The sequence below is a fragment of the Rhizobium sp. CCGE531 genome (genome assembly GCF_003627795.1).
GTDB lineage: Bacteria > Pseudomonadota > Alphaproteobacteria > Rhizobiales > Rhizobiaceae > Rhizobium.
Map to the genome: position 1 here is coordinate 668,649 of NZ_CP032684.1, position 12,038 is coordinate 680,686.

Annotated in this window: 12 protein-coding genes, 1 tRNA gene and 1 riboswitch; of the genes, 7 read left to right on the forward strand and 6 right to left on the reverse strand. The window is 61.5% G+C overall.

The window, feature by feature from the left end; translation table 11 throughout:
* Positions 1-48: 48 nt before the first annotated feature.
* Positions 49-1,038, forward strand: coding sequence for an Hsp33 family molecular chaperone (locus tag CCGE531_RS03340; RefSeq protein WP_120662910.1), 990 nt, complete (start codon positions 49-51; stop codon positions 1,036-1,038).
* Positions 1,039-1,148: 110 nt separating this feature from the next.
* Here CCGE531_RS03340 and apaG read toward each other — a convergent pair whose 3' ends face one another.
* Positions 1,149-1,541 carry a Co2+/Mg2+ efflux protein ApaG gene (apaG, locus tag CCGE531_RS03345; RefSeq protein ID WP_120662911.1) on the reverse strand — a complete coding sequence of 131 codons (393 nt, stop codon included), beginning with the start codon at positions 1,539-1,541 and terminating at the stop codon, positions 1,149-1,151.
* Positions 1,542-2,154: 613 nt separating this feature from the next.
* Between apaG and CCGE531_RS03350 the strand changes: the two genes are divergently transcribed.
* Positions 2,155-2,868 carry a DNA helicase gene (locus CCGE531_RS03350; protein ID WP_120662912.1) on the forward strand — a complete coding sequence of 238 codons (714 nt, stop codon included), beginning with the start codon at positions 2,155-2,157 and terminating at the stop codon, positions 2,866-2,868.
* A 67-nt stretch (positions 2,869-2,935) separates the two neighbouring features.
* On the opposite strand, the gene CCGE531_RS03355 is transcribed toward CCGE531_RS03350, so the two are convergent.
* Entirely contained in the window at positions 2,936-4,123 is a 1,188-nt protein-coding gene (locus tag CCGE531_RS03355; RefSeq protein ID WP_120662913.1) for an O-succinylhomoserine sulfhydrylase, read from the reverse strand.
* 43 nt (positions 4,124-4,166) lie between these two features.
* A riboswitch (SAM riboswitch) is annotated at positions 4,167-4,245 on the reverse strand.
* A gap of 171 nt (positions 4,246-4,416) precedes the next feature.
* Here CCGE531_RS03355 and CCGE531_RS03360 point away from each other — a divergent pair.
* Complete coding sequence (locus tag CCGE531_RS03360) at positions 4,417-5,511, forward strand: 2'-deoxycytidine 5'-triphosphate deaminase (RefSeq protein WP_162943841.1); 1,095 nt, start codon at positions 4,417-4,419, stop codon at positions 5,509-5,511.
* A gap of 58 nt (positions 5,512-5,569) precedes the next feature.
* Positions 5,570-5,643: transfer RNA gene (locus CCGE531_RS03365), tRNA-Gly, on the forward strand.
* 11 nt (positions 5,644-5,654) lie between these two features.
* On the opposite strand, the gene CCGE531_RS03370 is transcribed toward CCGE531_RS03365, so the two are convergent.
* A complete protein-coding gene (locus tag CCGE531_RS03370; protein ID WP_120662914.1) occupies positions 5,655-6,557 on the reverse strand; it encodes a LysR family transcriptional regulator in 903 nt (300 codons plus the stop codon).
* A 101-nt stretch (positions 6,558-6,658) separates the two neighbouring features.
* Here CCGE531_RS03370 and CCGE531_RS03375 point away from each other — a divergent pair, with 101 nt between their 5' ends.
* The 3 genes from CCGE531_RS03375 (at position 6,659) to CCGE531_RS03385 (ending at position 9,579) form a co-directional block, all read left to right on the forward strand.
* Positions 6,659-7,885 carry an MFS transporter gene (locus CCGE531_RS03375; RefSeq protein ID WP_120662915.1) on the forward strand — a complete coding sequence of 409 codons (1,227 nt, stop codon included), beginning with the start codon at positions 6,659-6,661 and terminating at the stop codon, positions 7,883-7,885.
* Positions 7,886-7,999: 114 nt separating this feature from the next.
* A complete protein-coding gene (locus CCGE531_RS03380; protein ID WP_120662916.1) occupies positions 8,000-8,575 on the forward strand; it encodes an acyltransferase in 576 nt (191 codons plus the stop codon).
* Between the two features lie 158 nt (positions 8,576-8,733).
* Complete coding sequence (locus CCGE531_RS03385) at positions 8,734-9,579, forward strand: transporter substrate-binding domain-containing protein (RefSeq protein ID WP_245459059.1); 846 nt, start codon at positions 8,734-8,736, stop codon at positions 9,577-9,579.
* A gap of 65 nt (positions 9,580-9,644) precedes the next feature.
* Here the strand turns inward: CCGE531_RS03385 and CCGE531_RS03390 are convergent, their stop codons facing one another.
* From CCGE531_RS03390 to CCGE531_RS03400, 3 genes are all read right to left on the reverse strand, one after another.
* Positions 9,645-10,058, reverse strand: coding sequence for a tellurite resistance TerB family protein (locus tag CCGE531_RS03390; protein WP_120662918.1), 414 nt, complete (start codon positions 10,056-10,058; stop codon positions 9,645-9,647).
* Between the two features lie 182 nt (positions 10,059-10,240).
* Positions 10,241-11,320, reverse strand: coding sequence for a thermonuclease family protein (locus CCGE531_RS03395; protein WP_120662919.1), 1,080 nt, complete (start codon positions 11,318-11,320; stop codon positions 10,241-10,243).
* Positions 11,321-11,335: 15 nt separating this feature from the next.
* Positions 11,336-12,001, reverse strand: coding sequence for a helix-turn-helix transcriptional regulator (locus tag CCGE531_RS03400; RefSeq protein WP_120662920.1), 666 nt, complete (start codon positions 11,999-12,001; stop codon positions 11,336-11,338).
* Positions 12,002-12,038: the final 37 nt, after the last annotated feature.

The following is a 12,038-nucleotide window of genomic DNA, read 5'->3' on the forward strand; positions in this document are numbered from 1 at the left end:
GGATATGAAGCCGCGCCTTGAGGGCGCGGGCGCAGTAGGAGTAAAGCAATGGCTGAAAATGCCGCCTCGCTGGGTCAATTCGATTTTGCCGGTGACGATCACGTCGTCCCCTTCCAGGTGGAGGGGCTCGATGTGCGCGGCCGCGCCGTGCAGCTTGGTCCGCTTCTGGACACGATCCTGGCCCGGCACGATTATCCGACGCCGGTAGCGCGCCTTTTGGCTGAGTCTATCGTTCTCACGGTTCTGCTCGGCACGTCGCTGAAATTCGAAGGCAAGTTCACCGTGCAGACCAAGGGTGACGGCCCCGTCGATCTTCTGGTCGCCGATTTCTCGACGCCGGAAAATGTTCGGGCCTATGCGCGTTTCAATGAAGAGGCGCTGGCAAAGGCCGTCGCCGAGGGCCGGACCGAACCGGAGCAGCTGCTCGGCAAGGGCGTGCTTGCCTTCACCATCGATCAGGGCCGTTTCAGCCAGCCCTATCAGGGCATCGTCGCGCTCGACGGCGCTTCGCTCGAGGAGATTGCCGGCACCTACTTCCGCCAGTCGGAGCAGATCCCGACGCGCGTGCGCCTGGGTGCCGCCGAGCTCTTCGATCGCGACGGGGATGGCAAGCCGCGTCATCGCTGGCGGGCCGGTGGCCTGATTGCGCAGTTCCTGCCGGAAGCGCCTGAGCGCATGCGCCAGCCGGACCTGCATGGCGGCGACGGCGATACCGGCATGCGCGATCATGCCGAGGACGATGCCTGGGCGGAAGCGCGCAGCCTGGTGGAAACCATCGATGCCGACGAGCTGACGGATCCGCTTGTTGGTACCGAGCGCCTTCTCTATCGCCTGTTCCACGAGCGCGGCGTGCGCGTCTATGAGCCGAAGGCGGTTTTCGATCGCTGTTCGTGCTCTCGCGACAAGTTGAAGGGTGTGTTGAAGGGCTTCACGGACGAGGAGATCGAGGCGAGCCAGGACAATGGCGAAATCGCAGTGACCTGCGAATTCTGCTCGACGACCTATCGCTTCGAAGCGTCCGAGATAGAAGCGGCCTGATGTCGCTCTGGAGTATTTCCAGGAAAAGCGCGCAGCGGTTTTCCGTCCGGAATGCTTAGCAAAACAAGAAGATAGGGCGTTTTCGCGATTCGAAGAAAAGCGGAAATGCTCTAATTCAGCGTGCGCAGCAGGTTCGGCGTATCCAGCGAAAAGGCGGGGATCTTGACATGGAACAGCTCCCCGTCGTCCGTCTCCATCTGGTAATGGCCGAACATCATGCCTGACGGCGTGTCCAGCGGACAGCCGGAAGAATATTCATAGGTATCCCCGGGTTTCAGGTGCGGCTGCTCGCCGACCACGCCGGGGCCTGTCACCTCATCCACGATGCCGTTCATGTCGGTGATGTGCCAGTAGCGCGTTACCAGCTTGACGGCCGTTTTGGAATGATTGGAGATGACGATGCGGTATCCCCAGACATAGCGGTCGTCGTCCGGATCGGATTGCTCCTCCAGATAAAAAGGTTCTACGACCACCTCGATGTCGCGTGTTAGGGCGCGATACATGCCTGATACCTTGCCACTGCCCTGAAGTGTCGAGTGCTTCTTCAAGCCTCATTGCCGCTTCAGCATTTCCAATGCTCGCGGCATATTATCCGCTTTCCACCACACCCGCAAAGTGCAGGACGTCTAGCGGTATCCTATAACCAGCTCGTTCCGTCAAGGAACGGCGTGATGAAAACTTGCGTGAACGGGTAGAGCATCCCGGCACTTAGCTATTACAGCTAATAACGAAGGTTAACGAGGCGTAGAAAGAAGTATCTAAAATGGCCTATCATTTGGTCTTGTCTACCACAAAGCCGCTCTTCCCGTCTTTGGCGAGCGGAAACGCTTGCCGCTATCAAAGGTGCACTTGCAGGTTTCCCATCGTATCTGCAGCCCGCTGACCAAAATCTCCAGCTCATATAATTCCTGAATTCGTCTTATGTTCCCTTGCAAGGGCATGACCGTAATTTTCCTCGGAAAGGATTTCGGCTATCATCTGATTCTGGCATCGCCCGTGCCTCCCCCCTCCATTCGGGAAAGTATATTTCATGCGGGGCCGTCGATAACCGAACCGACTGTTTGAGCGCCTGGCATAAGGAGGGGTTGCGGTCACTGCTCGCAATAGGAGGTTTATATGAGGCTTTCAGTCCCTGTTTATCATTTGAAGCGTAAGGCACGGCTTTTGTCGCGCCAACAGAATATCCCCCTGCATGCTGCATTGGATCGCATCGCGGCCGGTGAAGGTTTTGGAGGCTGGAGCTTGCTTGCAAGCAAAACCAACACAGCCGTACCCGTCGGCGAGTTGTATTCGCGTTCAAGCCCGGGTGATCTGGTGCTGATCGGTGTTCGGCGCGGTCACGGCAAGACCCTGATGAGTCTAAGGCTCGCCGTCGAAGCCATGAAAGCTGGCAATCGCGGTGTCTTCTTCACGCTGGAAGACACGGAAAAGGTCGTTCTGGACCGTTTTCCTGTCATCGGTGCCGATCATGCGGAATTCGCTGATCTATTCGATTTCGACAATTCGGATGCCATCAGCGCCGACTATATCGTCGAGAGGCTGGCCGGGGCGCCGCGCGGCACGCTGGCTGTGGTCGATTTTCTGCAACTGCTCGATCAGAAGCGGGAAAAGCCGGAACTGATGATCCAGGTTCAGGCGCTGAAGGCGTTTGCGCGCGCCAGAGGCGTGATCGTCGTCTTTGTCTCACAGATCGATCGCGCTTATGATCCGGCGCAGAAACCCTTGCCCGATCTTTCGGACGTCCGCTTGCCTAATCCGCTGGATCTCAAGCTGTTCGACAAGATGTTCTTCCTGAACGACGGTCTGGTTGAGTTCAAGGCCGCCAGCTGACGAGCTGTCATTGCCCGATGAGGGCAGGTCGAGCCGCCCAGAGAAAATCTGGGCGGCTCGATTGATATCAGGCGGAAACCTGCTCGAGGGCACGAGCGAAATCCTCGACCAGATCCTGGCTGTCCTCGATACCGGCGGAGAAGCGCACGGTGCCCGGCGAAATGCCGAGCTCGGCGCGGGCCTCGTCGGTAAGGTTCTTGTGCGTCGTGGTGGCCGGATGGGTGATCAGGCTCTTGCTGTCGCCGAGATTGTTGGAGATCTTCACGATGTCCAATGCGTTCTGCAGCTTGAAGGCCGCTTCCTTGCCGCCCTTGAGCTCGAAAGCCACCAGCGTCGAGCCGCCGCTCATCTGCTTGGCGATGATATCGGCCTGCGGATGGTCCTTGCGGCCGGGATAGATCACGCGGGCGACCTTGCTGGTTTGCTCAGCGAGGAAATCGGCAATCTTTGCAGCATTTGCCGTCTGCTGGGCAACACGCAGCGGCAGCGTCTCGATGCCCTTCAGCAGCGTCCAGGCGGTGAAGGGAGACATGGCCGGGCCGGTATGGCGGAAATAGTCCTGCAGGTTCTCGTCGATCCACTGCTTGTCGGAGAGGATGACGCCGCCGAGCGAGCGGCCCTGGCCGTCGATATGCTTGGTGGCGGAATAGACGACGATATGGGCGCCGAGTTCCAGCGGTTTCTGGAAGAGCGGGGTCGCGAAGACGTTGTCGACCACGACCTTGGCGCCGATCTGGTTGGCGAGCGTGGCGACGGCAGCGATATCGACCACTTCCAGCGTCGGATTGGTCGGGCTTTCGAGGAAGAAGAGCTTGGTGTTCGGTCGAACAGCCTTTTCCCAGTTCTCGACGAAGCGGCCGTCGACCAGCGTGCATTCGATGCCGTATTTCGGCGCCAGTGTTTCGACCACCCAACGGCAGGAGCCGAAGAGGGCGCGGGCGGCAACGATATGGTCGCCGGCCTTCAGCTGGCAGAGAATGGCGGCGGTGACGGCGGCCATGCCCGAAGCCGTGGCGCGGGCATCTTCAGCGCCTTCCAGCGCGCACATGCGCTTCTCGAACATGTCGTTGGTGGGGCTGCCGTAGCGGGCGTAGATGAAGCCGTCCGTCTCACCCTTGAAGCGGGCTTCCGCGGCTTCCGAGGTGTCGTAGACGAAGCCCTGGGTCAGATAGATTGCTTCGGAGGTCTCGCCGAATTGCGAGCGGAGTGTTCCGCCGTGAACGAGCTGGGTTGCGGGGCGCCAAGTCTTGCTCATGCCATCACCACTTTCAAAACAAAAAAACCGGCCGCGAAAGCAGACCGGTTTCAACCCGGTCTTTTTAGCCACTTGTTTAACGTGGCTGCAAGCCGACCGGCCAAATCACCACGGGATAAGTTGCAATACTGCCGTTGACCGCTTGCGTCAATTCCCCGAGTTTGGTTTTGTCTGCGGCAAATTACTGGCCGCGCATCCGTCTGGATGCGCAAAAGCCGCAGTAACATTTCGAACGGCGCTCGGCCTGGCAGATCTATTCTCGACTTGCCGGCTTATGCGGCTGGGAAAGAGGCATGATGGCTCGCAATACTGGAATTCTGGCCGATCGCGCCATCGCCGCGCTCTTTGAAACCGGGCGGCTGACGAGCGAGAGGGAACTGGACGTCGATCAGATCCAGCCGGCAAGCCTTGACCTCAGGCTTAGCGCCCATGCTTTCCGCGTCCGCGCCAGCTTCATGCCCGGTCCCTCGCATCTCGTTGCCGACAAGCTCGACCGGCTGAAGCTGCATGTTATCGACCTTTCCGAAGGCGCGGTGCTGGAAACCGGCTGCGTCTATATCGTGCCGCTGATGGAGCGCCTGGACCTGCCCGAGGACATGTCGGCCTCCGCCAATCCGAAGAGCTCGACGGGCCGTCTCGACATCTTCACCCGCGTCATCACCGACCGCGCACAGGAGTTCGACAAGATCCCGGCCGGCTATTCCGGCCCGCTTTACCTCGAAATCAGCCCGCGCACCTTCCCGATCGTCGTTCGCCGCGGTTCGCGCCTGTCGCAGATCCGCTTCCGTGTCGGCAAGGCCTTGCTCACCGAGCCGGAGCTTCTGGCGCTGCACGAAACCGAGACGCTGGTCGCCAGCAAGAAGCCGAACATCACCGGCGGCGGCATTGCGCTGTCGATCGATCTTGCCGGCGACAAGGAAGGGCTGATCGGCTATCGCGGCAAGCACCACACCGCCGTCGTCGATGTCGACAAGAAGGCTCAGCACGATATTTTCGACTTCTGGGAGCCGCTCTACAGCCGCGGCCGCACCGAGCTGATCCTCGATCCGGATGAATTCTACATCCTGGTCTCGCGCGAGGCGGTGCATGTGCCGCCGCATTATGCCGCCGAGATGACGCCGTTCGATCCCCTAGTCGGCGAATTCCGCGTCCACTATGCCGGCTTCTTCGACCCCGGCTTCGGCCATGCGCCGGCCGGCGGCCGCGGCAGCCGCGCCGTGCTGGAGGTGCGCAGCCACGAAGTGCCCTTCATCCTCGAGGACGGCCAGATCGTCGGGCGTTTGATCTATGAACACATGCTGGAACAGCCAAGCAGCCTCTACGGCTCCGGCCTCGGCTCGAACTATCAGGCACAGGGCCTGAAGCTCTCGAAGCACTTCCGGCTCTGATCCGTCACTGACCGGCCTTGACAGAGGCCGTCAAGTGTTGGACATCTCAAGGGTACAGGCGGGTGTAGCTCAATGGTAGAGCAGCAGCTTCCCAAGCTGAATACGAGGGTTCGATTCCCTTCACCCGCTCCAAAATTTTCACGTCAAAAACGGCCTCTTTCTTTCAGCGTTCCCGCCAGCGCTTCGCCGAAGGTCGCAATCGGGCGGGCAAGCCGCCCCGCCGGTGGGCGATGTACCAGCCAGTTGACGACTTTCGGGCTGAAATCCGGCACTTCGACGATCTCGATCGCATTGCGCCAGCGGCTGTGCGCCAATGCGGCAGGCGTGAGGACACCGATGCCGACGCCGCGTGCGACCAGCGATATGCGCAGATCGGCGCTCATCGCCTCGACAGCGACCTCGAAGGGCAGGCGCTCCGCTTCGAAGCGATGGTGAATGAAGGCGCGGAAGCCGCAGCCGCTCTGGTTCATGATCCAGGGAAAGCGGGAGAGGTCTTCAAGCCGCGGCGTCTTGGGAACGCCAAGCGACGGCGCGGCAACGAGGATGACGCTGTGGACCCCAAGCACATCGCCGACGACATTATCAGGCGGCTCGACGCCCTCCGCCAGGCAGACGGTGGCGGCATCCAGCTGGCTATGCGCCACCTGCTCGATGAGCTGCGGCGACCAGCCCGAGACGATGCGCAGCGTCAGTTGCGGAAACTCGTTGCGGAGCTGGTCGAGAGGGGCCGAGAGTGCCGCCTCCGAGAGATAGGGCATGATGCCGAGGCGGAATTCGCCGCTGATCGCGCCACCGGGCGAAACGCCGGCCTTGAGGTCGTCGAGCGAACGCAGGACGCGGCGTCCATGCTCATAGGCCTCGCGTCCCGCCGCAGTCGGCTTGAGCGGTTTGGATTGCCGGTCGAGCAGCGCAATGCCGAGACTGTCTTCCAGGTTCTGGATGCGCCGGGTAATGCCTGGCTGCGTCAGGTTGATGCGTGCCGAGGCAGCAACGATCGAGCCCGTTTCCACCACGGCGACGAAAGCTTCAAGATCATGAATGTTTATGATGAACTCGCATAATCATTATTATTTCATTTCAATTGCCGCATTATGCAGCAAGGCGATAAACATGGCTATCGATATTATCAGAAATCATTGGAGAGGCCATGTCCCAGGTCCCCGAACGCATTGCGAGTGAAGCCGAAGACGATGCGCCAGAGGCGGTCGCCGCTCCCTCGACTTTACTGTTTGCCGTCGCCACCGGTGTCATTATCCTCAATCTCTTCGCGCCGCAGACGCTGGTCGGCATCATCGGCCCATCCCTCGGCTTTTCGGAAAGCGGCGCCGGTCTGGTGGCCATGGCGTCGCTGCTCGGCTATGCCGCCGGCCTGTTTTTCCTGGTGCCGTTGGCCGATCTGATGGAAAACCGCCAGCTGGTGCTGCGCATGCTTTTGTCAGGCTTGGTCATGGCCGTTGCCGCCGCCCTTGCGCCGACGGGTTGGAGCCTCCTGATCTTCCTCTTTCTGCTGGGTGCAGCCTGTTCGGCGATCCAGATCCTCGTGCCGGTCGCGGCAGGCATGGCGCCGCCCGAGCATCGTGGGCAGGTGATCGGCAATGTCATGAGCGGCGTGATGGTCGGTATCCTTGTGTCGCGCCCGTTGGCGAGCCTCTTTGCCGATTTCTGGGGCTGGAGGAGCTTCTATGCCATGAGCGCCGCAACCCTTGCGCTTCTGGCGGCCGTGCTGGCCCTGCGCCTGCCCGAACGGCGGCCTTTGGTCAGCGCCAGCTATGGAGCCCTGATTGGCTCGCTCTTCCAGTTGCTGCGGGAGGAACCCGTGCTGCGGCTGCGCGCCTTCACCGCCGCCCTGATGATGGCGAGCTTCAGCCTCTTCTGGACTTCCGTTGCCCTGCGCCTGGCGCAGCCGCCATTCTCCCTTAGCCAGTCCGGCGTCGCGCTGTTTGCCCTGGTCGGCGCCGGCGGTGCCGCCGCCACCTCCGCCTTTGGCCGCATGGGCGACCGCGGCTGGACGCGGACGGCGACGCTTGTCGCGCATCTGATCGTGCTTGCCGCCATGGCCCTGGCCGCCTGGGTCGGCGAGATGAGGTCCGGCGACTCCGTGGCCCTGCTGATCCTTCTGGGTGCTGGCGCCGTGATGCTCGATGTCGGCGTGACCGGCGACCAGACGCTGGGACGCCGCGCCGTCAATCTTTTGAAGCCGGAGGCACGAGGGCGCATCAATGGCCTCTTCGTCGGCATCTTCTTCCTCGGCGGCGCGCTGGGTTCGGCGCTTGCCGGCACGGCGTGGGATTTCGGCGGCTGGATTGCCGTCTGCGCGGCCGCGGCTGGCTTCGGGCTGATTGCCTTGATCACCGGCCTTGCCGCGCGTGCATGAACTCTGCAGAGGGGGCCGGCACTTGCGGTCCCGCCTCTGCATCGCCATGTCCTAGCCCTTCAGGTGGGTGTCAGACGGATATGACAGAAGGGCGCCCCTCGTAGGAGCGTCTAAATGCGCGGCATTGCATGGTTTTTGAGGTTGAGGGCGATCTTTCGGAGCGGCGTCCTCAAGATCGCCCGCAGTACGAAAGTTCCGCTCGGCACCAGGATCATCTGGAAGCGCGGCGATGTTCGTATTGGCGAGCGGGTGCATTTCCGCAAAGGTGTCGTCATCGATGCGCAAGAGGGCAGCATCGAAATCGGCAATCACGTTTCCTTCAATGATTACAGCATTTTGCTAGGCCGTGGCGGCATCTCCATCGGCAACGACGTGCGCATCGCCGCACATGCGATGATCGTCTCTTTCGATCACAATTTCGATGATGTTTCGCAGCCGATCCGCCTTCAGGGCGTGACGAAGAAACCGATCGTCATCGAAGACGATGTCTGGATCGGTGCGGGAGCCAAGATCCTCGGCGGCGCCCATGTCGCCAAGGGATGCGTCATCGGCGCCAATGCCGTCGTCAAGGGAAAGACCGAGCCCTACGGCATCTATGTCGGAGCTCCGGCAAGACTGCTGAAGCGGCGGGGAGAAGCCGACGACAGCAGATCGGGAAAGGTCGAACAATTCGCCGGCGCGAAAAAGTAGTCGCGGGCGCTGCGGCTGCCGTTGTCGAGCGCGATATTCCCCTCGATATTCCCCCTGCGGCATGACTCTGCTACACCGTATCGGTGAATCAGGAATGTGCATCCACGACGGGAGGCCGGATCAAGACCATGCGTGTTTGCCTTTCGTCGCCGATTTCCATGGCCTGGTCTATGGCGCATGCGGCGCTGGTCGCCATGTCCTGCGCCCTGCCGCTCGCCGCCCAGGAGGCGAAGCCGCCGAACCTGCCGATCCTGTTCGATGCGCGCGAACGCCTGCCGAAACCCGATCTGTCCTCGCTGGTCAGGCTGCGATTCCTGACCTCGATCGATTTTCCGCCCTTCAACTTTCTCGATCAGAACGGCAAGCTCACGGGCTTCCATGTCGAGCTTGCCCGCAAGATCTGCGACGAGCTCGACATAGCGGACAAGTGCCAGATCCAGGCCTTGCCCTTTGGTGAGCTGCAGGGTGCACTGGCGACTTCGCAGGGCGATGCCGTGATATCAGGCGTGGCAGTGACGCCGGAGCTGCGCAAAAGCTTCGCCTTCTCGCGCCCCTTCCTGATGCTGCCGGCCCGCTTTGTGCGCAATCTGAAGGCGTCGATCAGCGGCACCACGGCCGCGTCGCTTTCGGGCCATTCGGTCGGCGTCGTCAGGGGGACGGTGCATGAGGCCATGCTGGCCGCCTTCTTCCCCGCGATCAAGCCGGTGCCGTTCGACGACAAGGATGCGCTGCTGGCAGCGGTCAAGGACGGCAAGGTCGATAACGCCTTTGCCGACGGCTTGCAGCTTTCCTTCTGGGTCTCGTCACCGGCCGCGGAAAAATGCTGCGCCCTGTTCGATGGTCCTTATCTGTCGCAGCAGTTCCTCGGCGAAGGCATGACCATCATGCTGCGCCAGCGTGATGCCGATCTGACGGCCGCGATCAACCATGCCCTTGCCACGCTTTCGCGCGACGGCAGGCTGCAGGAAATCTATCTGCGTTACTTCCCCTATGGGCTTTACTGATCAGAGCAATTCCAGGAAAAGTGCGCGGCGGTTTTCCGTCCGGAATGCGTAAAACAAGAAAATGTCTAGGCCTTGCGATAGCGGGCAATGGCGCTGCGCTCGATGGCGGCGCAGGTGAGCTTGTCCAGGCCGAAGCGATCGCGAAGCAGGCTGAGCAGGCGCAGCTCCTCGGCCTTGACCGACAGATCGGCCGAAGCGACTTCGACGGCAAGCGCATAGGCCGTGTCGTAAAGCCGCGCCGGCAGCGTGTCGCGCACGGTTTCCAGCACGATGTCCAATCCTTCATCGCTTGAAAGAAGCTTGGCGCAATCGCGGGAGACGGAAATCAGCTTTTCGTCGTCGAACCCCTTGAAGACCGGCAGGGCGTGAATGAGCTCGCCAATGCGGCTGAGCTCCCGGTCGTTCATCGTGCGGTCGACGGCCGAGGCCAGTACCATGACGTAGATCAGGGCCTCGTGAGCAGAAAGCGGCTTGTTCATGACAGGCGAAGTCCTTTGAATTTGGCAGACTGAAAAGTCGGGCGTCTCATGGCAAAAGTTACTGCATAATTCCTTAAATCGGAATCGATTTAGGGATAAAATTATGCAGCAGATTTAAAGTGCTACAGCGACCTTCGCGCGTCCTATATGACGCGCGGCGCTGTAATGGCGGAAGCAAGGCGTCAGATCGGATTGAGCGGATCTTCCTTGGCCGGCGGCGGTGCAAGCGTCGATTTCCCGTTCTTGCGTGGATCGTCTCCATATATGCCGCGCTTCTTCTGCCTGGCCTCATCGACAAGGGACGCAAGCGGAGAGCCGGGTTCCGGATCGGCCCAGCCGAAGCGGACGAGCCAGGCGCTGAGATCGACGCGGACATAGCGGCACTCGCCCTTGACCATGCCCTTCCAGGCGGGGTCCGGCACATCGCAATCGATGGAGCGGCCGCGCAGATACATGCGGAATGCCGTGCGCGCGGCCTGGCCGCATGGCCAGCTGTCGCCGCTCGGACCGGTGCACATCCGGCCGACATCGGTCGGAATGATCCCGCTCAGTTGCACGCTCCTGCCGCCAAGGGTCAGTATGCCCACCTGGTCGGCAAAGGGGCGGACAAGCTCGATCGTCGTCGTCTGCCCCTGCGGCTTGGATGCCGGATCGAGTGAAGTCTGTTGCGACTCGGGCTTGGGCTGGGCTTGCTGCTGCAGCTGTGGGGGAAGGGTCCGATGTGCGGCTGCCGACATTTCCCTATCGATCTGGTCGGCCGGGATTCGGTTGTCCGGGATGGGATCGGCGGCGGCCTTGTCCGGGGTGGCGTTCGCGGGCACTGGTTTCTGGGCGGCGGCGATATCCACATCCTTCGCAACGTCACTGGCCGGCATTTTCGCGGTATCATCCGTGGCCGATGCAGGCGATGCCGCCGCCGCAATAGCCGGTAATTCCGGGCTGCTGTCGGAGGCTGTGGCTGGCTGGGTGGTCTTTTCGTTTGTGGCTTCTTGCGTGGAACTGGCCACCTGCACCGTCGACAGGCTCTTTGGTTGCGATTTGCTCGACGCCGTATCGTCCTGCTTGGCCATTTCGACGGCTTTTGCGTCGGCCCTGGCTGCGTCCGTCGGCGCGGTTGCGACGGGCTTGCTTTCAGCCGTCGTGGCGCCGCCGCCTCGGCCGGGTAGGGCAAAGCCATGCTCCCCGATTTGGACCGCGACGAGGGTCAACCAGGAACCGACGACTGCGCCTACCGCGCCTGCAAGCCAAAGATTACGACGCATAACGAGAAAACTTTCCTATTGGCTGGCCCATATGATCCGGGCGATCCATTCCACATCCGCAAGATCGAAGCTGCGATTGGGGTGTTCGGGGTTCAGCGACAAGAGTTCTATCGACTTCGCGCTCTGCCGCAGCAGGACCTTGGCCATCACTTCACCCTCGCGGGTCTTCACAACGACACGGTCATTTTTCCTGATCTGAGCGCCTGGCTCGACGATCAGAATATCCCCGTCGCGATAGAGCGGCAACATGCTTTCGCCCTGAACCTCGAGCGCATAGGCACCAGCCCTTTGCCCGGCCGCGACGGGAAACTCCACCATGTCCCAGCCCTGGCCGGCGGGGAAGCCACCATCGTCGAAGAAGCCGCCGGCGCCCGCCTGGGCAAAGCCGATTAGGGGAATGGCATTTCCAGCCGGCGGAATCCCGTTCATTGCCAAGATGCCCGGCGGCTCGGCCGGTCGGATGAAGCTCAGGAACTGCTCCAGGCTGGCTCCCGTCGCACCCAGGATCTTGGCGATCGATTCCGTCGACGGCCAGCGCAGGCGCCCGTCCTGGCTCAATCGCTTCGACTTGTTGAAGGAAGTGGCGTCAAGCCCGGCGCGGCGCGCGAGGCCGGAAGGGGTCAAGGCATGCCGCTCGGCAAGCCGGTCGATCGCACCCCATATCTGCTCGTGTGACAGCATCGCCGCTCAGCATCCGCGCGCCGGCTCGCCCGGCGCT